17 protein-coding genes are annotated in these 21,387 nt (G+C 42.7%); 9 read left to right on the top strand and 8 right to left on the bottom strand.

Going from position 1 to position 21,387, the window contains the following annotated elements:
- Positions 1–46 precede the first annotated feature (46 nt).
- Positions 47–835: a hypothetical protein gene (locus AAEY79_RS08165; protein WP_201566209.1), complete on the bottom strand. Its 789-nt coding sequence runs from the start codon at positions 833–835 to the stop codon at positions 47–49.
- Between the two features lie 220 nt (positions 836–1,055).
- Here AAEY79_RS08165 and AAEY79_RS08160 point away from each other — a divergent pair, with 220 nt between their 5' ends.
- The 4 genes from AAEY79_RS08160 to dusB all read left to right on the top strand — a co-directional run bounded on the left by AAEY79_RS08160 (position 1,056) and on the right by dusB (position 7,272).
- Positions 1,056–1,499: an HIT family protein gene (locus AAEY79_RS08160; protein WP_025651810.1), complete on the top strand. Its 444-nt coding sequence runs from the start codon at positions 1,056–1,058 to the stop codon at positions 1,497–1,499.
- A gap of 282 nt (positions 1,500–1,781) precedes the next feature.
- Entirely contained in the window at positions 1,782–3,827 is a 2,046-nt protein-coding gene (locus AAEY79_RS08155) for a BCCT family transporter (RefSeq protein ID WP_025651811.1), read from the top strand.
- Positions 3,828–4,058: 231 nt separating this feature from the next.
- Positions 4,059–6,101, top strand: a complete 2,043-nt coding sequence (locus AAEY79_RS08150) for a BCCT family transporter (RefSeq protein WP_025651812.1) — start codon at positions 4,059–4,061, stop codon at positions 6,099–6,101.
- Positions 6,102–6,234: 133 nt separating this feature from the next.
- Entirely contained in the window at positions 6,235–7,272 is a 1,038-nt protein-coding gene (gene dusB, locus AAEY79_RS08145; protein ID WP_084212287.1) for a tRNA dihydrouridine synthase DusB, read from the top strand.
- A gap of 32 nt (positions 7,273–7,304) precedes the next feature.
- Here dusB and AAEY79_RS08140 read toward each other — a convergent pair whose 3' ends face one another.
- Positions 7,305–7,694 (bottom strand): DUF1622 domain-containing protein, encoded by a 390-nt coding sequence (locus AAEY79_RS08140; RefSeq protein ID WP_025651814.1) that lies wholly within the window; start codon positions 7,692–7,694, stop codon positions 7,305–7,307.
- 211 nt (positions 7,695–7,905) lie between these two features.
- Here AAEY79_RS08140 and AAEY79_RS08135 point away from each other — a divergent pair, with 211 nt between their 5' ends.
- Positions 7,906–8,793, top strand: coding sequence for an SDR family NAD(P)-dependent oxidoreductase (locus AAEY79_RS08135; RefSeq protein WP_025651815.1), 888 nt, complete (start codon positions 7,906–7,908; stop codon positions 8,791–8,793).
- 173 nt (positions 8,794–8,966) lie between these two features.
- On the opposite strand, the gene AAEY79_RS08130 is transcribed toward AAEY79_RS08135, so the two are convergent.
- The 6 genes from AAEY79_RS08130 to lipB all read right to left on the bottom strand — a co-directional run bounded on the left by AAEY79_RS08130 (position 8,967) and on the right by lipB (position 13,659).
- A complete protein-coding gene (locus tag AAEY79_RS08130; protein ID WP_025651816.1) occupies positions 8,967–9,359 on the bottom strand; it encodes a hypothetical protein in 393 nt (130 codons plus the stop codon).
- Between the two features lie 245 nt (positions 9,360–9,604).
- A complete protein-coding gene (locus tag AAEY79_RS08125; protein WP_025651817.1) occupies positions 9,605–10,591 on the bottom strand; it encodes an SEL1-like repeat protein in 987 nt (328 codons plus the stop codon).
- Positions 10,592–10,801: 210 nt separating this feature from the next.
- Positions 10,802–11,164 (bottom strand): DUF5376 family protein, encoded by a 363-nt coding sequence (locus tag AAEY79_RS08120; RefSeq protein WP_025651818.1) that lies wholly within the window; start codon positions 11,162–11,164, stop codon positions 10,802–10,804.
- A 217-nt stretch (positions 11,165–11,381) separates the two neighbouring features.
- Positions 11,382–11,855, bottom strand: a complete 474-nt coding sequence (locus AAEY79_RS08115; RefSeq protein ID WP_025651819.1) for a hypothetical protein — start codon at positions 11,853–11,855, stop codon at positions 11,382–11,384.
- A gap of 199 nt (positions 11,856–12,054) precedes the next feature.
- Positions 12,055–12,585 (bottom strand): inorganic diphosphatase, encoded by a 531-nt coding sequence (locus tag AAEY79_RS08110; RefSeq protein WP_025651820.1) that lies wholly within the window; start codon positions 12,583–12,585, stop codon positions 12,055–12,057.
- A gap of 168 nt (positions 12,586–12,753) precedes the next feature.
- Positions 12,754–13,659: a lipoyl(octanoyl) transferase LipB gene (gene lipB, locus AAEY79_RS08105; RefSeq protein WP_201566208.1), complete on the bottom strand. Its 906-nt coding sequence runs from the start codon at positions 13,657–13,659 to the stop codon at positions 12,754–12,756.
- Between the two features lie 440 nt (positions 13,660–14,099).
- Here lipB and AAEY79_RS08100 point away from each other — a divergent pair, with 440 nt between their 5' ends.
- From AAEY79_RS08100 to msrAB, 4 genes are all read left to right on the top strand, one after another.
- On the top strand, positions 14,100–15,581 hold the full coding sequence (locus AAEY79_RS08100; protein ID WP_201566207.1) for a coniferyl aldehyde dehydrogenase: 1,482 nt from the start codon (positions 14,100–14,102) through the stop codon (positions 15,579–15,581).
- A gap of 361 nt (positions 15,582–15,942) precedes the next feature.
- Positions 15,943–17,895, top strand: a complete 1,953-nt coding sequence (locus tag AAEY79_RS08095) for a glycine betaine ABC transporter substrate-binding protein (protein ID WP_352287984.1) — start codon at positions 15,943–15,945, stop codon at positions 17,893–17,895.
- An 18-nt stretch (positions 17,896–17,913) separates the two neighbouring features.
- Positions 17,914–18,876, top strand: coding sequence for an ATP-binding cassette domain-containing protein (locus AAEY79_RS08090; protein ID WP_201578010.1), 963 nt, complete (start codon positions 17,914–17,916; stop codon positions 18,874–18,876).
- Positions 18,877–19,403: 527 nt separating this feature from the next.
- Positions 19,404–21,227, top strand: a complete 1,824-nt coding sequence (gene msrAB / locus AAEY79_RS08085) for a bifunctional peptide-methionine (S)-S-oxide reductase MsrA/peptide-methionine (R)-S-oxide reductase MsrB (protein WP_201578012.1) — start codon at positions 19,404–19,406, stop codon at positions 21,225–21,227.
- Positions 21,228–21,387 lie beyond the last annotated feature (160 nt).

Below are 21,387 nucleotides of genomic sequence, written 5' to 3'. Positions count from 1 at the left end.
AATAATGGGGCAATAAACAATCGATCAATATGAGACAACATACTCGCTACTCAAGACGCGCTAAGATAGCATCATCAAACCATGGTAACTCGGTTTTGTCAGCTTCTAATTTGGCAATGACCGTCAATGCATGCGTGGCTAGTAATTGTTGGTAATCAGCGCTGGCCTCAATAGTCAGTAGCGGCGCTTCAGTTGTGCCATGTTCATCGATACTGATTAAGGTCTGTTTGGTATTTTTATATAGGATATCAACGCGACCAAAAAACTGCCAGTCTTTAAAGGCTGCAGTGATAGCGTCCGCTTCATTCTGTGTATAAATCTGCTGGGTGTCTTTACCAGTATTGGTCCAATGCAAGCGTACCGCCAATTGTAGCGCCTCGCTAAACACCACCAACGAGCCAATGACTTTGACATGCCAAGGGCTAGTTATCAGCGCTTTATCAATACCGATAAATTTCGCCGCCTCATTAGCTGTCATAGGCGTATTAAACTGCGCCAGCAATTTGGGCGTCAGCGGATAAGTTGCTTTGATACTGTCTTCTAGGCTGTCGTAATGATATAAGAATGGCAGCGGCAGATCTTGGGTGATAATCTTCTTAATAATTTTACAGTTATGGATACGCCAGCTGATCGTTTTATCGCTTAGTGCTTCTGCCAAGATAATCGCATTGGAATCTATCTTTTGACTGTTATTATCAACCGCAGATTCGTTCTCTACACCGCTATTATTCATAGCAGGGGTGCCAGTATTGCCAGAGGCAGATTCTGTATTATGAGGGTCTGAATAAGAGTCGTTGGCTGTAAATGAGTGAGTCGGCAAGGTAGGCAAATCCATAAACGTCGTGTCAGCAAAATAGGCTATTAATATAACATTTATAGTAGGCACCTCGCCAATAAATTAATGGCTTCAAGAGGTGAAGGTTTGCTTCGACAATTTGGATGGATAGGCAATTACAGATAGCCATTATGGTAACTTGTGCTTAACCCATAATTCGTCCACTATATGACAGACATTGTATTCAATACTGATAATCAAACAATCAAAGGAAAAAATAATGACACAAGCCAATCAACCGACTAATTATGACGACAGTAATATTTTTGCTAAAATGCTAGACGGTGATATTCCCTATCATAAAGTATATGAAGATGATAAAACGCTCGCCTTTATGGACATCATGCCGCAAGCAGAAGGTCACGTGTTGGTTATCCCCAAGCAAAAAGCCGTTGATTTAGGTGATTTGGAGCCAGAATATGCCGCAGCAGTATTAATGACCTCTAAAAAGATCGTGCAAGCACAGCGTCAATTATTTGAGCGTGAAGGTGTTATCCAGATGCAGTTGAATGGGTCACAAGCAGGGCAGACCGTCTTTCATTATCACGTGCATCTGATTCCATCAAGCATTCATGAGCTAGGTCGTCATGCAGTGACACAGGCAGATCATGGAAAATTGGCTGAGACGGCTAAACAACTTGCTGCAGTGATTTCTACTTTATAAGACAAGAACACCGTTTTATTACTTGGTAAATCAACTTTGCGCGTTAGATATTAAGCGTTTCTTGATAATTATAATTAGGCGGCTAACAAGCGGCCTTTTTTATTGCTTGGTAATAGTCATGTAACATTCGTTAAAGTAGTGTTACAAGTGAAAGGTACATCTGGGGTTGAGGCAAAGAGTGTGGTACAAATTATATTTTGTTGGGCGCACCGGTTCTACATTGTGTTTACCAACAACCTTTATATTTAATAACGCTGCATTAATTTGAGGACATCACTTTTTATGAGTAAATTACCTCGCTCTACCATTTTGCTGCCAGTATTTGTACCAGCCGCCACCATTATGCTGTTATTGGTCATTGGCACAGCGATTAATCCAGTAGCTGCTGGCGAGCTATTTAGTACCGTACTGGCATTTACCACCGATACTTTCGGTTGGTTTTATATGTTGGCAGTTGCCATATTTTTGATGTTTATTATTGCTTTAGCGTTTTCGTCTTATGGCAGTATTAAGCTGGGTCCTGACCATGCCGAGGCTGAGTATAAGTTCCTTGAATGGTTCGCCATGCTGTTTTCCGCAGGGTACGGTATCGCGTTATTGTTCTATGGAGTGGCAGAGCCTGTGTTGCATTTTGCCAGTCCGCCGCTGTCCACGCCGCAGACGATTGAGGCTGCAAAAGAAGCCATGCAAATTGCTTATTTCCACTGGGGTTTTCATATTTGGGCAATTTATGGCGTGGTAGGTTTGTCGCTGGCGTATTTCTCCTTTCGTCATGGTTTGCCATTGTCAGTACGCTCAACGCTATATCCATTAATCGGTGACAAAATCTACGGCCCTATTGGTCATACCGTCGATGTGTTTGCGATTGTGGGTACGATGTTTGGTATCGCTACCAGTTTAGGGCTGTCAGTGGCGCAAATTAACGCCGGTTTAAACTATCTGCTACCAGATATGGTGCCAGTGAATACCACGGTGCAAGTTATCATCATTGCTTTGGTAACAGCCGCTGCCTTGGTCTCTGTGTTAGCTGGGATGGACAAAGGCGTAAAGCGCTTGTCTATCTTAAACATGTTGTTAGCAACGGCATTGATGCTATTTGTCTTCATCGTTGGCCCGACTGTTTTTATACTCAATGCCTTTATGGAAAATACAGGCAGCTATTTGGGTAATATCGTTGAGCGTACCTTTAGCCTGCAAGCCTATCAATCGAGTGATTGGATCGGTAGCTGGACACTATTTATCTTTGCATGGACGATTGCATGGGCGCCTTTTGTTGGGTTGTTTATTGCCAAAATCAGTCGTGGTCGCACCATTCGTGAGTTTGTGCTGGGCGTAATGTTAGTACCAACACTATTTACTTTCTTTTGGTTTTCAGTATTTGGTGATACCGCGCTACACATGATTATGGTCGATGGTTATGATGCCTTGATTAGTGAGGTGCAAAACAACCAAGCGATAGCCTTATTTAAATTGTTAGAAAACTTACCCTTCACTCAGATTGTCTCGTCATTGACAGTAGTACTGATTATTACCTTTTTTGTGACCTCATCTGATTCAGGGTCATTAGTGATTGACTCGCTTGCTGCAGGTGGACGTAGCGATACGCCATGGTGGCAGCGCTCGTTTTGGGTGATCACCGAAGGGGCCGTCGCTGCAGTTTTACTCATCGCGGGTGGTCTAAGCGCGTTGCAAACAGCCGCTATCGTCAGTGCCTTACCGTTTGCGGTCATTATCTTGATTTCGACATTTGGTATGTGGCGCGCGCTACGGATTGAGGGGCATCGCAATCAAAGCTTAGCCAATGACAATCATCTGCCGCCACATCTACTAAAGCTAGACGCGTGGCGTGACCGTATTGATTATATGACCAATCAGCCAACGCGCGATAAAGTGCTGGGTTATATCAAAGGCACGGTTCTATCATCGATGAATGAGGTGGCAGAGAAGTTTGCCGAAACGGGTTGGTTGCCAGATGTTAATTATGATGAGGTCAATGACCGTGCTGTATTGGAATTAAGACGTGGCGATAACGTGGAGTTCTGGTACGAGGTTCGTTTGTCAGAGCATGAGATTCCTGACTACTATACCGAAGATATGGCCAATGAATTACCACAAGAGCATCACCATCGCGCTGAGGTATATCTGCGCCGTGGTGGCCAAACTTATGACTTATATGGGTATCAATCAGAGTCGGTGATTAATGATATTATTGATCAGTTTGAGAAGTACCTACATTTCTTGAATGTCTCGCCAGATAGCTTGCCGTGGCGTATGCAACAACATGATGAAGATATCACGTTGGAGCAGGGCAGTGTATTTGATAAATAGAGCGTTGATCATCCGATAAACAAAAAGGCAGCTGAAAAGTTGCCTTTTTTTGGAGATATTTATGTTGTTTATTACAATTTATTGGCTGATACGCATAGTTAAGGTCAATGTTTGTCTGCCTTATTTAAAAAACACTTAGACAGGCTATTTAAACAGATTATTTGAATAAATGAATGCTATATAACCGTATGACACGCATATCCAATTTCATAATTTTTTAGAGAACATTTTATGAGTAAGTTATCTGGCTCTACTATTTCGATGCCCGTATTTATACCGACAGCGATTGTCATGATATTGCTGGTGATAGGCACTTCGGTCAATCCGCAGCTGGCTAGTGGGCTATTTGAGCAAGTACTGAATTTTACCACTGAGACGTTCGGTTGGTTTTATATGCTGGCAACCGCGCTGTTTTTGATATTTATCGTGGTGCTGGCGTTTTCTCCTTATGGCAGTATTAAGCTTGGCCCTGATCATGGCGAGGCACAATACAACTTCATTGAATGGTTTGCTATGCTGTTTTCAGCAGGCTATGGTATTGCGTTGCTGTTTTATGGTGTCGCCGAACCGGTGCTACATTTTGCCACGCCGCCGCTGTCAGAGCCGCAAACTATTGCTGCTGCTAAAGAGGCAATGCAAATTGCTTATTTTCATTGGGGTTTTCATATTTGGGCGATCAATGGCGTAGTGGCGTTGACCTTGGCCTATTTTGCTTATCGTCAGGGTTTGCCTTTATCGATGCGCTCAACGCTTTACCCTATTATCGGTGAAAAAATATATGGCCCTATCGGCCATGCAGTAGATGTATTCGCCATCTTAGGCACTTTGTTTGGGTTGGCTACCAGCTTGGGTATCTCAGTCTCGCAGATTAATACCGGTTTGAACTATTTGGTTCCTAGTATCCCTGTTAATACCACGGTTCAGGTCATTGCCATTACTCTCATTACGGGTTTGGCTCTGATATCAGTATTGGCTGGTATGGATAAAGGGGTAAAAAGACTCTCCATTTTGAATATGATACTGGCAACCACGCTGATGTTGTTTGTGTTTATCGTTGGCCCTTCCGTATTTATTTTAAATGCCTTTATGGAAAATACGGGCAGCTATTTGGGCAATATCGTTGAGCGTACTTTTAGCTTACAGGCCTATCAGCAAGGGGACTGGATTACCAGTTGGACGCTGTTTATCTTTGCATGGACGATTTCATGGTCACCGTTTGTCGGCATATTTATTGCTAAAATCAGCCGTGGTCGTACCATTCGTGAGTTCATCGCAGGTGTGATGCTAGTGCCAACCATCTTTACTTTCTTTTGGTTTGCCGTGTTTGGTGATACAGCGCTAAATATGATTATGGTACAAGGCTATGAGTCATTAATTACTGAAGTACAGAACAATCAAGCGATTGCTTTGTTTAAGCTACTTGAAAATCTGCCGTTTACGCAAGTAGTATCAGCTCTGGCTGTTGTGCTTATTATTACATTTTTTATCACCTCGTCTGATTCAGGGTCTTTAGTCATTGACTCGCTCGCCGCAGGAGGTCGTAGTGATACGCCAGCATGGCAGCGAACATTTTGGGTGGTGATACTAGGCGTCGTCGCTTCTGTGCTTTTGCTAGCAGGGGGTCTACAGGCGCTGCAAACAGCCGCTATCGTCAGCGCCTTACCGTTTACTATTATTATTTTGATCGCTATGTACGGTATGTGGAAAGCGTTACGTATCGAGGAGCATCGTAATGAGAGTCTGGCGAATGAGAACCATCTACCGCCCCATCTGCTCAAGCTTGAAGCGTGGCGTGCCCGTATTGATTACATCACTGAGCAACCAAGCCGCGAGGCTGTTTTAGACTATATTAAAGGTACGGTCATGTCATCGATGACTGAGGTAGCTGAAAAGTTTAAAGAAACTGGCTGGCACCCTGAAGTAAACTATGATGACACCAATAACCGAGCGGTATTGGAGCTGCAACGTGGCGATGATGTGGAGTTCTGGTATGAGGTGCGTTTATCAAACCATGATATGCCTGACTATTACACGCAAGATGTGACAAGTGGTTTAGAGCAAGCACATCATTACCGGGCGCAAGTTTATCTACGTCGCGGTGCACAAACTTATGATTTATATGGCTATCAATCAGAATCTGTAATCAATGATATTATTGACCAGTTCGAAAAGTACTTAAAGTTTTTACATGAATCGCCTGATAGCTTACCGTGGCGGATGCAAGAGCATGATGAGGACATCACGCTAGAGCAAGGCAGTGTGTTTGATAAATAATTGGTTTAGCTATCAAAACTGAGCATTAATTGTTGCAGGTTTCCCATATGAATAGCTTGCAATAAAGTCAAGAACCCTTAGAATAACGGCTTGTTTTCATTAACTTATCTCAATCAAGAGCAAGCCGTTTTTTATGTCTATTGATTCTCCAGTTTCTTCTGAGTCGTCAGCACAAATCGCCAATGATCATCCTCTATTGCAGCCATTGATGATTGGCGGCTTGACGGTTGAAAACCGTCTAATGGTAGCTCCGATGGCAGGCGTGACGGACAATCCCTTTCGAAGGTTATGCAAGTCTTTTGGTGCAGGTCACGCGGTGAGTGAAATGATCATCGCTGATACCGCGCTTTATGCGCGCAAAAAATCCTTATATCGTGCCAATTTTGATAACGAAATCGCGCCTATTTCTGCGCAGATAGCAGGCGCGGAACCCGATAAATTGGCAGAAGCGGCGCGTTATCAGATTGATAATGGTGCGCAGATTATCGATATCAATATGGGCTGTCCAGCCAAAAAAGTCTGTCGTAAGCTGGCAGGGTCGGCGCTGCTACAAGACGAAGATTTGGTTGCGCGCTTGTTAGATGCTGCGGTAAATAGCGTCAATGCACCAGTGACACTAAAAACGCGCTTGGGTTTTGAAAATGGTCGCGAGAATATCTTGCGTGTGGCGAAGCGAGCAGAGCAGGCAGGCATTGCAGCTATTGCCATTCATGGGCGTACTCGTGAGGATATGTATACTGGTGAGGCGCGTTACGAGTTGATACGTGAAGTCAAAGAGAGTATTAGTATACCCGTTATTGCCAATGGTGATATCGATAGCGCGCAAAAGGCCCAGCGTGTCTATGAGCTGACCGGTTGTGATGCGGTGATGATTGGGCGAGCGGCTCAAGGACAGCCATGGATATTTCGCGATATCGAGCATTTTTTGCGTACAGGAGACATGTTGGCGGCACCGAGTGTGAGCGAAATTAAAGAGATTGTACTGGCGCATTTGCAAGAGCTATATGGCTTTTACGGTGAATACTCGGGGTGCCGAATCGCGCGCAAACACATTGCATGGTATACGACGGGCATTCCAAACTCTAATGCTTTTCGTCAAGCAATGTATGGCGAAGAGAGCACCGTTGGGCAGTTTCGTGTGGTCGAGGCTTTTTTACAGGCTCATGAGTAAGGCATAAATAGCGATTGGCTATGAAGTATTGATTACAACTCATCAGCATGCTCAGTCTTTGATGTTTGTTCAGGCGCAGACTTGGGGTGTTGCCAAGGAAAGCGTCCTTCTAGCTCGACTTGTAGCGATAAGCTTAAAAAAGTTCTAATGAGCACGATAAAACCCAAGACCAAAACGCTACGCAACGTAGGCTCTGTGACGACGGTGGCCATAATGTCGGCGGCGATGAGCACTTCGAGGCCCAATAAAATAGATTTGCCAACCGTCTGTCTGATTTCGATATAAGCGTCATGAGTAAAGCGACCCGTCAAACGAATGGCCCTATAAAATGCATAAAATAGTCCAAAAAGCATAATAAGTACACCAATGACTTCAACGAATTTGGCAATCAGATCAATATAATGAGCTAGCGTTTCTATCAAAAGACAGTCTCCTTTAAGGTGCGTAACATACAAAGGCAATTATAGCTAAAAAACTCGGTAGAGTAAGATGGCAAATTTACTGCCCTTTTGTTATCGGTTTGCAATACTATTTTATAAAATTTTACTGGTACTTTTTCGAGTAATTACAATGTAATTTTGGTATCCTAGAGCTGCACACTATTGGGAATATAATAAACAAAAAGGATTTTTTATGGCTACTCCCTCAAAAAAGGCAATTAGCAAAGCGGTTAAAGACAAACATATCATCATTACTGGTGCTTCAAGCGGCATCGGTGAACGTACGGCCTTTTTACTTAGTGAGTGCGGTGCTCATGTTATTTTATTAGCACGTACCGAAGAGAAGCTAAAAGTAGTAAAAGAAAATATTGAGGAGCTTGGTGGCAAGGCCAGTTATTACCCTTGTGATTTAACCAATATGGATGAGATTGAAACTGTTAGCACGCAAATTTTGGCTGATTTTGGCCATGTCGATGTACTGGTCAATAACGCGGGTCGCTCGATTCGCCGTTCGGTGCATGAGTCTGTTGATCGTTTCCATGATTTTGAGCGTACCATGGACATCAATTACTTTGGCGCTGTCAAAATAGTTCTTGGATTTTTGCCGACGATGATTGAACGCCAAGCCGGTCAAATTGTTAACATCTCATCCATTGGTGTACAGGCAAATAGTCCGCGCTTTGCCGCTTATGTCGCCTCAAAATCGGCATTAGATGCCTTTAGCCGATGCTTGGCTGCTGAAGTGAAAGGCGATAATGTCACGATTACCAATATCTTTATGCCATTGGTACGCACGCCGATGATTGAGCCGACTAAGTTATATCGTTACATGCCTGCGCTGATGCCTGATGAAGCGGCAATGATGGTCGCCAAAGCGATTGTTTATAAACCTAACAGTATTGCCAGTAATATGGGCAAGTTTGCGTCGGCTACTTATTCATTAGCACCAGCGATCAACGTGGGTATCCAATCGATGGGTTATCGTATTTTCCCAAGCACCCGCGCTGGATTGACCACCGATAAAAAACCAAACCTTGCTCAGCGTGCCTTTGCCAGAATTTTACCGGGTGAGCATCACTAAATTGTGTTTGTTACTTATAAAAGAAAAAGGATGCTGCGGTATCCTTTTTTAATGCTTTAAAATTATTCGTAATTTATATGAATGGGTAGGCAGTGGATTTTTTATTTACCATAATCACCGTTATGGGAAAAATGTGTGGTTTACTAGTGAGGATTTTTAATAAACTATTGTAGTTAAATATCTTTAAACAACGGATTTTCTCTAAAAAAATTTATTGATTCTTCATGATTGTAGCTACCAGCTTGCCATAAAACTCGCATGAGGTGATTAAACCTATCAATACAATAATCAATGTCATCTTCGCTATATCTATATGTATCAAATGTCCATGCGACTGTAGAGCTCCTATGAGCACAGACTAGATTATTTATACTATTTCCTAGGTAATAGATATTTCTTGCAAGATTTTTTTCTATCATATTCTTGTCATTCAGGTACTTACTTAACTTTATTAGTGAATATTCAAGATCCCAATATTTATCAACATCCCATGTGTCTTCACTCTCTAAATAATAATGAAAAGAGTCACTATTCCAAAACTTTTCTTCGCATTCATTTATTTCCATAAGCATAATTTCCTGTTTTCTGCATCGAGCTTGCCATTATCAGTGCACCAATATCATCAGTTATAGGAGAAGCTGTTTTTTTAGAGTATTGCTAGTATACATATGGCGAACCAATCAGGCGCTTTCACTGGTTCGGTTCCCTAGTGAGGACTTGAATCTTCGGCTGTAGGGTAATGGTCTCAGTATATTAAGATATTTAGGTGGTCACGGTGTACATAACATTGATTTTTTGAGGTCAAACTGACTTAATCTTGATTTATTTTCCTATAGTTATTACAGCTTTCTTGTTGCCCATTTTCACAAGCCTTATTAAACCAGTTCTTTGCTTGAGTATTATCTTGATTAACACCTACACCATCGCGATACATCGCACCAAGATTGTTTTGAGCAGGAGCATATTCTTGATCAGCAGCTTTTGTATACCACTTAAAGGCTTGGGAGAAGTCTCGGCCTACACCGTGACCCATGTAATACATAACTCCAAGATTATATTGTGCATTAGCATTTTCTTGATCAGCTGCTTTTCCAAACCATTTTAGAGCCTGTGAAAAATCTTGTGTCACGCCGTTACCCTGATAATATATTGCACCTAAATTAGCTTGTGCAGGAGCATATTCTTGTTCAGCTGCTTCTGTATACCACTTAAGTGATTGAGGCAAGTCTTGCTCTATACCATTGCCTTCATAATACATTGCGGCTAAATCATTTTGTGCAATGACATATCCTTGATTAGCAGCTTTTGTATACCATTTAAAGGCTTGTGAAAGGTCTTGGTCTACGCCATTGCCTTGGGTATACATTAAACCAAGGTTATACTCCGCTTCAGGAAAGCCTTGATCGGCTGCTTTCGTATACCATTTGATTGCTTCAGCATAGTTTTGAGGGACTCCTTCGCCTTCACGATACATCGCACCAAGATTATACTGCGCCTCAGGAAAACCTTGATTAGCCGATTTCATATACCACTGCGCAGCTTTGGCATAGTCTTGATGAACACCTTCTCCTATATCATACATCCAACCCAAATCGAATTGTGATTCTGCATCGCCCTGTTTGGCTAATTCCTGTACGTCTTCAGCTTTAGTTTCTGTCTCTATTTCCTGAATAGCTGTTTGCCCCTCAGAAGCTTCGTTTTTGGCTTCACTTTGCATTTTTTGACAGCTCGTAAGCGTAAGAGGTAATAAAGCAGTAGAAAAAAGAAGGGCAACTAAATTAGTTTTTTTGAAAATCATATATTTGATTCACTGGTAGAAAAAGTGTTGAATAAGTATATTATCTTAAAGTTTCAAAAGAGCGACTCTCTAAGCAAAAAAATATTGAGAAATTTTTTATTTACTGTAAAGTTTGTCATGAGAGCATGTTCGGTGCGCTATACAGGCATCGAACTTCAATTACATAGATTAATAACAAAATCTCGCAAAAAGCTCACTACACCACTAATTCTACAAATCAATAATAATCTCAAGACTGTAATCTTGCCTTAAAAAATCAAGCCATGCGACTATGAACTTTTCAAAAACATCTTTTTTGACAGTAGCTTTAAAGTCGTTATTATCTTCGTCATATATAGAGCATATCGTCACATTCTTACCGTCTATGACAACTTGCCAAGTCTCAGAACTTATATCTAATATATTAGTATTATTATTTCTTAAATTATGAAGAATGTTCTCTGAAAACTCGATATCTAGCTCTGATAAATAGTAGGACATCATTCTCATTTCATTGCTATTATTTAAAGGACGACATGATGGTATTGGCCTATCCCATTCATCATTTTTAAAATAATAAAAAGCCATACTCATAACAAATCCTTCTTTATTAATTTCTTCTAAAATAGAAGATTACTTCAATTACAAAGAAGTTATCAACTTTCCTCCGAAATTTGTAGTACTAAACTAAATATTGTTATTTACGGCCTTATTTTTAGGGTATACCCCAAGGGAACCAGATAATTCACCCCTCAAACGTATTAACAGACCACTTAAAATAGACCTCTATAATGGAACCATTTAAAACAGACTAACCAAACGCCCGCCATAACAGCCAAAACAATCCTGCCATCACCGCAGCAATAATCAATAGCCGCTTTGCCCAATGTGGTAAAAGAGGCTTTTTATATCCCAAATCATTAAGTTGGCTCTCTACACCCCTTTGTAGACTTTTGAAACCTTGATCTGCTTGAGTGGTTTTCACACGGTTTTTTATCAGTTTCCCAGCCTCATGTCCGTCTTCAGTTTCCTGCTCTCTATCAAAACTAATGGCGTGGTTGGAGATACCTTGCTTGTTAGCGATGGTATTCAACTTCTGCTGTTGCTTTACCTTCAATGCTGTCTCGTAAGCATCAATTCGAACCTTGGCGTCGTCCATACTGATATTTTCTTCAGCGGCCAAGGTTTTGATAGCCATCACCAGATTGTTTTTCTCAATCATCATGATGACCGCTTTTGGCAGCTTGGCACTGACAGATTTTGAGCTGGGATTGGGGTTAAACATGACTTTCCTTATTGAGGCTTGCTTTATTAGAAATGAAAATAGTTGCAGATAACTTTATAGCTACTGTCGTTTATTATAACCATTTTATAAGCGTGAGATTCAAGCAAAAAAATACCGCAGTCATATCGTGTCTGCGGTATCTTTAAGAGTGCTTATATTTGTGAGCATAAACATCAGCTCATTAGATTATTATTGTACTCTATAGGTCTTTCCAACGTTGGATAGATTCTTTGATCACTTCTTTGGCTTCTGCGACGTCACCCCAAGATTCAACCACTGTTGTACCAGCTTTTTTAAGATCTTTATAGTGGCTAAAATGGAACTGTAACTGGTTGATCAGCTGCTTTGGTAAATCTTCTAGGCTGTTGTAAGCATTGCCTGTATCACGGTCGTCAGCAGGGACGACGACGATTTTGTCATCAACTTCGCCATCATCAACGAATTTCATAACGCCGATTACTTTGGCTTTTAAGAAAATGCCAGTAGGTAAAGGCTGCTCAGTAATGATTAATGCATCAAGCTCATCGCCATCTTCATCAAGCGTTTGCGGGATAAAGCCATAGTTGCAAGGTTTGGCAAAGATTTGTGGATCAACACGGTCAAGCTCAAAAACGGCTAATTCGCGGTTCCATTCGATTTTATGGCTGCTGCCTGTTGGGATTTCTACCACAACGTTGATGATGCCACCGTCGACGTCACCTGCGTCCAAGATTTTATTAAAGTCTGCCATAAAATGCTCCTGTTGCTTTTATATTAAAGTTTGAGGGGTAAAGTTATCTAAGTAGAGGCCACAAATGCTAGCGGCACCTCATGAAAGTCGGCTGCGAGTATAGCAAATTTCCATATCAGTTGCTCGTTATGCTTAAGTCTAAGCAGGCACAAGGTTATGCAAAATAAGCTAAGACTTAGGCGCTACCGGTCGCAATGGGATTTTTCCTGCGTGACGCTGTGCAATATTATCAATCAGCATTTGAGTAACTTGTGTATAGCTTAGCTGCTCAGTCGTCTTTTTGTTGGCTGTCTTATCCAGAGCTGTTTTATCAAGATTGGCTAACTTATTAATTGCCACAAAATCCGCCAAACGTAGCATTTGCATGCCAGCGTAGCCACACGGATTGATGGCGTTAAAAGCCGATAAGTCACAATTGATATTGAGCGCAATGCCGTGATAGCTAAAACCATGTTTAATTTTAAACCCTAGCGAGGCTATTTTTCCTAGCATAATGGCATCCGTTGCTGGCAGGGTAGTAGTTTCATTGCTAGTGTCAGAATCCTCGCTATTGTCTGCAGCACACACGTATGAATTATTGTATAAATAAACGCCGGGTGCGTCACGACGTGAATGCGCACGGACATGGATACTGTCAAATGAGGCTAAACCTTGCAAACAGGCATTGGTCACGTCCTCAATCGCTTGCTCGGCATGCGATACCAGATTGCGCACACTCCAGCCTATACTGTCCAAATCAAACAACCAGTAAATAACCAGCTGGCCATGACCGTGCCACGTCACTTGTCCGCCGCGATCTGTTTTGATAATAGGGGTGTCAGTCCGTTGCAGGATATGTTCTTCTTTACCTGCTTGCCCAAGCGTGTAGACGTCATTGTGATCGACAATCCATAACTCATCAGGCGTGCGCAAACCTTGCTCTTTTTTGAGCGCAATACGCGCTAACGTGCGTGCTAGCATCGCATCATGGGTAGAGACATAATCGGCTGCCGACAGCGATTTTGTCAGAAGGGTGTCATTAAGCAAGGTATCGTCAAGAAGGCTATCGTGAATCTGTTGCGTTAGGTTTTGCATAAGCGTGACTGTCTTGTTGTGGTCTGGTATAGAGTATTGGCAAATACTGACTGGTAGCGACTGTTCAACGCGCCCCAATATTGAGTGTAGCAGTTTTTAGGATTGCTGCTCAAATTTAAATCCATGCATATATAAAGCAGAATATTGAGGACAGAACAAAGTATTGAAGCATGTTACTTATAAAGTATTACTTAACAGAAGAATCTATATCGTGGGTATTGATGATGGCTGACACGTATCTTATACAAACCCAGCAGTCAATCAAAGAGACTGTTCATTGCTCAATCAATGCGCTACATTAAAGAGTAATGAATGGAATCTTGTTAGTTCTCATAATGATGTGCGCGTATGCGGAGATTTCCGCCAGCGCCTAAATAAAGATACAGAGTTTTAAACCAAATATAGCGTGCTGACTCTAACGCCTATGACAAGGAAGATATATGACAGACAACAATCAAAACACTAATGATCAAGCGTATAAAAACAATGATAAGTCACTTGGTAGTAATAAGTCACTTAGTATTGTGACCACTGTTGAAGATATGCAAGCGCAGTTCTCAAGATTACAAGCATTGAGCCGTGCTCAAGCAATAAATGATTGGGCGACGCGCGAGACTCAATTAGACAATTTAGAGATGATGCTCAGCGACAATCAACAAAGCATCGCTCAAGCGATCAGCGCTGATTTTGGTTATCGTAGTGAATCAGAGACTCAGTTTGCAGAGCTTGTTCCGAGTTTTACGGGCATTAGCCATGCCAAAAAGCATGGTAAAAAATGGATGAAAACTCGCCACGCTTCTATTTCAGCATTGTATATGCCAGCTCATAATGAGATTCAGCCACAGCCATTAGGCGTGGTTGGTATCATGGTGCCATGGAACTATCCATTATTCTTAGCGGTAGGGCCAATCATTGATGCACTCACGGCAGGCAATCGAATCATGATTAAGATGAGTGAGGCCGCACCGCAGTTCGCGCAAGTGTTTGCCGATCTTATCGCTCATTATTTTTCATCGGATATGGTTTGTGTCGTGCTGGGCGAAGTAGATATCGCTGAAGCTTTCAGTAAGATGCCATTCGATCATCTATTGTATACTGGCTCTACTGCGGTGGGCAAAAAAATCATGGCGGCGGCAGCGCCCAACTTGACCCCAGTTACGCTAGAGCTTGGTGGTAAGTCACCGGTTATCGTGTTGGAAGGTGCCAACTTAGAGGCGGCGGTCAATCGTGTGATGATGGGCAAAACGCTCAATGCTGGGCAAACTTGTATTGCTCCTGATTACGTACTGATTCAGCGCAAAGATCATGAAGTGTTTATTAACCTAGCAAAAGAGTGGATGCAGAAGCATTATCCGAATATCAGCGAAAACCCAGATTACTCGCGTATTATCAATGGTCAGCAATTCAAACGTATCAAAGGTTACTTAGATGCCTTATCTGGTGAAAACATTCATAAGATAACTGATGCAGACTATGATATTGAAACGCGGTTGATGCCGCCGCTGATTATCAGTGAGCCGGCAGCCGATAGTGATGTGATGCAAAACGAGCTGTTTGCACCGATTTTGCCGTTGATGCACTATGATACGCTCGATGATGCGATAGACTTCGTCAATGCGCGTCCGCGTCCATTGGCCCTCTATGTGTTTGGTGAGCGTAATAGCGACATAGAAAAAGTGCGTGACAACACGGTATCAGGTGGCTTGGCTATCAATGAAGTTATCTTGCATGTGGTGCAGCACGACTTACCGTTCGGCGGGGTTGGGCACTCAGGCACTGGCGCCTATCATGGTAAAGCGGGCTTTGAGCGTTTAAGTCATATGAAGCCTGTGTTTGTACAAAACAAGCTCAATGGTATGAATTTCCTATTACCACCTTATGGCGGCTTATTTAACAAAGCCATGGCGTTCATGATGAAATAAGTGTGATGAGATTGGCTGTTTAATAATGATAGCATCTACGTAAGTAGGTGCTATTTTTTGTCCAAAAAACAAAATTTTGATGATTATAGTATTTATTTTTGATGGCTTTATAATATTTTTTATACATAAAGGAAAAGCTGAACCCAGCCAATAGTTATTTATAATCATTCTCATTTGTTGCTACATTTCTTAATATTACCGGACGGTAGTTATGGTAAATTTATATTGCTGATGAGACATAAAGATTGATTTTGCGTGAATTATCAACCCAATGCAGCATTATTCGATATCGATAACCGCATTCAAAAGCTGACTTCAATATCGAAATAATTGATGCCAATAACGAAATATAGGACATCCCATGCGTCAATGGATTGCGTTAAGTTTACTGTGTATAAGTGTGTTGTTGCTGCCAGTGTCAGCATCAGCAGCTTGCGCATCACCGATCAAGTTTGGCGCGTTGACTTGGGAGAGTGGTCAGTTTACGACTGGTATACTCAAATATATTGCCGAGAGCGGTTACGACTGCACGATCGAGGAAGTACCTGGGGCAGGACCCGCACTCGAGACTGCATTGTCGCAAAACGATATCCAAATCATCGGCGAACAATGGGTTGGGCGCTCGCCGATTATGGAGCAGGCCATCAATGACGATAAAGTTGCGGTCATTGGCGATACGCTGCAAGGCGGTGCTACTCAAGGTTGGTACGTCCCTCAATATGTCATGGATGACAATCCGGGACTGCGTCGTTATCAGGATTTGCCTAAGTATGCAGCGTTGTTTAAAGACCCAGAAGATCCTAGCAAGTCACGGTTTATGAATTGTCCGTCAGGCTGGGCGTGTGAGATTTTTAACACCCGACTGCTCAAAAATACTGGCTTAGACGCGGTCTTTAATAATGCCCATCCAGGTACGGGTGCAGCACTCGATGCTGAGATTGCCTCCGCCTTTGAACAGAAAAAACCGTTACTATTTTATTATTGGCAGCCAACAGGGCTCATCGCCAAATACGACTTTGCGCCGCTAGCGTTCCCTGCCCATGAGGATGAGTGCTGGCAAGACTTGTTGTTGGCCGACGGCACCTCGGATTGTGTGTCTGGCTTTCCTGTGTCCCCGCTTAAAATTGCTGCATCGACGCCTTTTATTGATAATAATCCCGAATTGGCAAGCGCTTTTGAAAAAGTACAGTTCACGCCAGATCAGCTAAACAGTGCGATTTTAGAGATGAGTGAAAGCAAGCGCAGTGGTGATGAACAGGCGCTTGAGTTTTTACGTGCCAACCCAAACGTCTGGCAAGCGTGGCTACCCAAAGAAGTCGCTGAAAATCTTGCTGCCAATTTAGGCATCAGTCTAACGGACGATGGCACAGGCAATAGCGGTGTCAATCCATCACTGAATGACGCCACCTCAAGTAATGCCTTCCTAGCATTAACGTCCAGCTTTCCGTCATGGTCCCTTGAGTCACCGCTTAATAAAGCCTTAGCGACTGTAGTCAGAGACTATGGCGATGTGTTTCGGAGTATCAGTAGCGTCACTTTGACCTATTTATTATTACCTATTGAACGTCTATTGACGGTGATCCCCGCATGGTTAATTATTGGTCTGGTGACTGTATTAGCGTGGTTTGGGGTGCGCAAAGTATTGTTTGCTATTGCCTGCGGGGCAGGGCTGTTCTTAATCGGTGCGTTTGGATTGTGGGGCGCTTTGATCGATACGTTAGCGTTATTGATCGTCTCTGTTTTGGTGACAGTGGTTGTCGGTATTCCCATTGGTATTGCTATGTCGGGCAGCAGTCTGCTCCGTAAAATTATTACGCCGATATTAGATGTGATGCAAACCATGCCAAGTTTCGTCTATTTGATTCCCGTGCTCATGCTATTCGGTATTGGTAAAGTACCAGCATTATTTGCCACGATTATCTATGCCTTGCCACCGCTTATTCGTTTGACGACATTGGGTATAACGCAAGTCAATCATGAAATGATCGAAGCGGGGCGCTCGTTCGGTAGCACCCATTTTCAGCTACTCATTTGGATCAAGTTACCACAAGCATTGCCCAGTATTATGGCGGGCATCAATCAGGCAGTAATGATGTCGCTTGCCATGGTCGTACTGGCGTCTATGATTGGTGCGCCGGGTCTGGGAGAAGATGTCTTACAATCTATTCAGACGCTCAATATTGGTCAAGGACTACAAGCAGGTACGGCCATTGTCATTGTCGCGATTATCATTGACCGTATCAGCCAAGCCTTTGGTCAAGGGAAACGCGCGCGGCAAAAAACCATTGAAGCTGGCAAGCGTCCTATCGGTTAAATAATAAAGAGACTACCTATGAATCATATCCAGTTAGAGAATATCAGCAAAATCTATAATGCTAATGAGTCGCAAGCACAATCAGCTTTAAATCTATTAGCAGAAGGTATGGATAGTGTCGCTGTCAAAAAGCAGACTGGCTATTCAGTCGGGCTTTATAATGTTAATTTGGCAATAAAAGCGGGTGAGCTGCATTGCATTATGGGGCTGTCAGGCTCGGGTAAATCAACCTTGATACGCCATCTTAACCGTTTAATTGATCCGACCAGTGGCAAGATATGGGTTGATACCACTATTAATTCCAAGACACTGTCGTCAAAAGCACAAGGCATCGCAAAAGAAAAATCTATAACATCGACTGCTGCTGCACCAGTGAGTGATGCCAGTCCAGCAATTGTGACTCCAACGATGATGGATAATACCAGCTCAAGCGACTCTATCAATATTTTGGAATTGGATGATAAGGGGTTACAACAATATCGCCAGAATACCGTCAGTATGGTGTTCCAGCATTTTGGCTTGATGCCACATATGACAGTCATACAAAATGTGGCTTACGGGTTACGCGTTCGCAAGATGAGCGTGGAAGCACGTCATGAAGTGGCGCGTCATTGGCTTAATGAGGTCGGACTGCCCAATCTAGAGCATAGCTATCCCGATGAGCTATCGGGCGGCATGCAGCAACGTGTCGGGCTGGCGCGTGCCTTAGCGACTGACAATCCGATTCTGCTCATGGATGAAGCGTTCTCCGCGCTTGATCCGCTCATTCGTGCCCAATTACAAGATCAACTGCTTGAACTACAAGACCGTCTCAATAAGACCATCGTCTTTATCACTCATGATATTGATGAAGCGGTCAAAGTAGGTCAGCGTATTAGTATCTTAAATGGTGGCCGCTTAGTGCAAACTGGCACGCCTAGCGAGTTAAGAGACAATCCGGCTGATGACTATGTTGCGCAATTTATGCACGCTAAAGCTTAATAATAAATCAACGTTGGTGGCGTTCTGTCTTTTTTAATTTGCTTTTAAATCAAGATCAAACAGTATCGCTATTTAATGATTGAGACAAAGTCATTTATTTGTTAATGACCATTGTATTTTTGCCCATTAAGATATGACTGCTTGAATTGAGGATATTCCTTAGTTTATCTCCTTATATAAATAGACAATTAGATGCAGACTTGCCTCTAATTACTCTATATCGCCAGTCTTTCCGTGTTGTTAAAAAAATGTAGCAAGGGTATATTCACTATTAAAGTAAACTCCATTAACAGGGTATACTATTAAATTATTCTAACTTATCTCTCCCTATTTTCCCTTGCCTTATTTTTCAACGCCATCGGCTTAGAGCTGAATTTCCTTACTCATATTTTCACTTGGTTTATCCTCTTTTTAGCTCATTTAGATGACCATCGATTGAATTGAGCACCTGCTCTAATAACCTATCAAGAAGATCGTGACCGACTGCGCACGATATGAGTGCAAGACTTCATAAAAAAGGATCCGTTATGCCACATAATAACTTCGACAATGATCACGGCCACAACTCTGGTATGGTAACAAGCTCAAAGCGTCAGCCATCACGTTGGCTCAAAAATGCTAGTGCGCTGGGTGTGACCACAGTATTGAGTGCTGGTCTATTGTTAGCGTGTGGTCAAGTGAGCAGTGCAGAAAGTAAATCGAGTAGTAATACTTCGATTGGTAATAGCAAGTCTGGTAGTGAAAACAATGGTGTGACCAACTCACGCGATATGCTGCCATCTGACATGCTCAAGCAACTACAAGCGTTACCGCAGCTCACTAAAGGTCTGGGTAAAAATGGTGCAGCAGTCATTGATCCAAATAAACCCACTTTAGTTAAATTTTGGGCAAGCTGGTGTCCGCTATGTTTGGGTACACTAGAGGAGACCGAAGAGTGGCGTACCGATCCTAAATTTGCCGACCTAAATGTTGTGACAGTTACCAGTCCCGGTCACCTCAATGAAAAAGCCGATGGTGAGTTCACTACTTGGTATGCAGGCGTTCAAGCAGACTATCCGCAGCTACCCGTGTTGGTCGATAGCTCCGGTGATTTGATTAATAAGCTTGGTGTACAAGTCTATCCTAGCTGGGCAATACTGGACAAAAAAGGCAATCTTGTCCATTTAGTCAAAGGTAATATTACGGCTGAGCAAGCTTATGCGCTGGCCGAAAATGCCAATAATGATTTTGCGGCGCTTAAAAGCGGCAAGGCCAAACTGACAAACGCGCAAGCCTTAGACAATAACAGTAAGATTGAAACCATTAAGCAAAAAGATGGTGTGTACTATAACGATAAAGGTAAGGCGATTAATACCCGCTCAATCTATTTGGCTGGCGGCTGTTTCTGGGGCGTTGAGGCCTATATGGAGCGCGTCGATGGCGTGGTCGATGTGGTCTCAGGTTATGCCAATGGTGATGATGATCAGCCAAACCCAAGCTATGAAGATGTGATTCGCGGTTCAGGACATGCTGAAGCGGTGAAAGTTACTTATGATGCAGATAAGACCGATCTCGACACGATTTTGAAGTATTATTTCCGTGTCGTTGACCCGACCAGTGTAAATAAGCAAGGTAATGATCGCGGTGTGCAGTATCGTTCAGGAATTTACTATACCGATCAAGAGGACAAAGCGGTGATTGATGCCGCACTCAAACGCGTACAAGCTCAGTATAAGCAAAAAGTCGTCGTTGAACATGAAGCGTTAGATAACTTCTATTTGGCTGAGATGTATCATCAAGATTACCTCGCCAAAAATCCAAATGGTTACTGTCATATTGATTTAAGCCTTGCTGATGACAAACCTGAAGGCACAGCACGCACCAAGCTCGCCGCTGTTAGTACGGTTGCCGAGACTTTAGATCCCAAGCGTTATGCTAATTTTGACAAAAATGCTTTGAAGAATACCTTGACCAAAGCCCAGTATGATATTACCCAAGGTGCCGCTACTGAGCGTGCCTTTAGTCATGAATATGACAATCTGTTTGCACCCGGTATTTATGTCGATGTGGTCAGTGGCGAGCCGTTATTTTTGTCTACCGATAAGTATCAATCCGGTTGTGGCTGGCCAAGTTTCACTAAGCCTATTGATATGCAAGTCATTACTCAGCATGAAGATAAAGCCTTTAATATGGTGCGTACAGAGATTCGCTCACGGGTAGCAGACTCGCATCTTGGTCACGTCTTCCCCGACGGTCCAAAAGATCGCGGTGGCTTGCGTTATTGTATCAATGGTGGCGCATTACAATTCATTCCTGTCAGTGCGATGCCGCAATCAGGCTACGCGCCACTGGTTAAGTTGGTCAAATCGTAATTTTCATAGCTATAGTCATTTAATGGTGCTTATTTGCACAGTACAAAAAGACGTTAAGGTTATCCTTAGCGTTTTTTTATATTCCTAGATTAACACACCAAGTGCAACGCTAAGTAATGGAATAAAACACCTGGTTTGGCGTTTTAAACCCTAATCGTTT

The organism is Psychrobacter sp. GW64-MNA-CIBAN-0177 (genome assembly GCF_040309585.1).
Lineage (GTDB): Bacteria > Pseudomonadota > Gammaproteobacteria > Pseudomonadales > Moraxellaceae > Psychrobacter > Psychrobacter okhotskensis.
The sequence above is the reverse complement of the archived record's forward strand: the minus strand, read 5'-3'. Positions and strand labels throughout refer to the sequence as shown.

What these genes read in the sequence shown, in the direction of transcription:
- AAEY79_RS08155 (WP_025651811.1), top strand. Translation starts at nt 1,782, where the DNA reads ATGAGTAAATTACCTCGCTCTACCATTTTGCTGCCAGTATTTGTACCA.
- lipB (WP_201566208.1), bottom strand. Translation starts at nt 13,659, where the DNA reads ATGCAAAACCTAACGCAACAGATTCACGATAGCCTTCTTGACGATACC.
- AAEY79_RS08110 (WP_025651820.1), bottom strand. Translation starts at nt 12,585, where the DNA reads ATGGCAGACTTTAATAAAATCTTGGACGCAGGTGACGTCGACGGTGGC.
- dusB (WP_084212287.1), top strand. Translation starts at nt 6,235, where the DNA reads ATGTCTATTGATTCTCCAGTTTCTTCTGAGTCGTCAGCACAAATCGCC.
- AAEY79_RS08130 (WP_025651816.1), bottom strand. Translation starts at nt 9,359, where the DNA reads ATGGAAATAAATGAATGCGAAGAAAAGTTTTGGAATAGTGACTCTTTT.
- AAEY79_RS08090 (WP_201578010.1), top strand. Translation starts at nt 17,914, where the DNA reads ATGAATCATATCCAGTTAGAGAATATCAGCAAAATCTATAATGCTAAT.
- AAEY79_RS08160 (WP_025651810.1), top strand. Translation starts at nt 1,056, where the DNA reads ATGACACAAGCCAATCAACCGACTAATTATGACGACAGTAATATTTTT.
- AAEY79_RS08125 (WP_025651817.1), bottom strand. Translation starts at nt 10,591, where the DNA reads ATGATTTTCAAAAAAACTAATTTAGTTGCCCTTCTTTTTTCTACTGCT.
- AAEY79_RS08165 (WP_201566209.1), bottom strand. Translation starts at nt 835, where the DNA reads ATGGATTTGCCTACCTTGCCGACTCACTCATTTACAGCCAACGACTCT.
- AAEY79_RS08135 (WP_025651815.1), top strand. Translation starts at nt 7,906, where the DNA reads ATGGCTACTCCCTCAAAAAAGGCAATTAGCAAAGCGGTTAAAGACAAA.
- AAEY79_RS08095 (WP_352287984.1), top strand. Translation starts at nt 15,943, where the DNA reads ATGCGTCAATGGATTGCGTTAAGTTTACTGTGTATAAGTGTGTTGTTG.
- AAEY79_RS08100 (WP_201566207.1), top strand. Translation starts at nt 14,100, where the DNA reads ATGACAGACAACAATCAAAACACTAATGATCAAGCGTATAAAAACAAT.
- AAEY79_RS08150 (WP_025651812.1), top strand. Translation starts at nt 4,059, where the DNA reads ATGAGTAAGTTATCTGGCTCTACTATTTCGATGCCCGTATTTATACCG.
- msrAB (WP_201578012.1), top strand. Translation starts at nt 19,404, where the DNA reads ATGCCACATAATAACTTCGACAATGATCACGGCCACAACTCTGGTATG.
- AAEY79_RS08120 (WP_025651818.1), bottom strand. Translation starts at nt 11,164, where the DNA reads ATGAGTATGGCTTTTTATTATTTTAAAAATGATGAATGGGATAGGCCA.
- AAEY79_RS08115 (WP_025651819.1), bottom strand. Translation starts at nt 11,855, where the DNA reads ATGTTTAACCCCAATCCCAGCTCAAAATCTGTCAGTGCCAAGCTGCCA.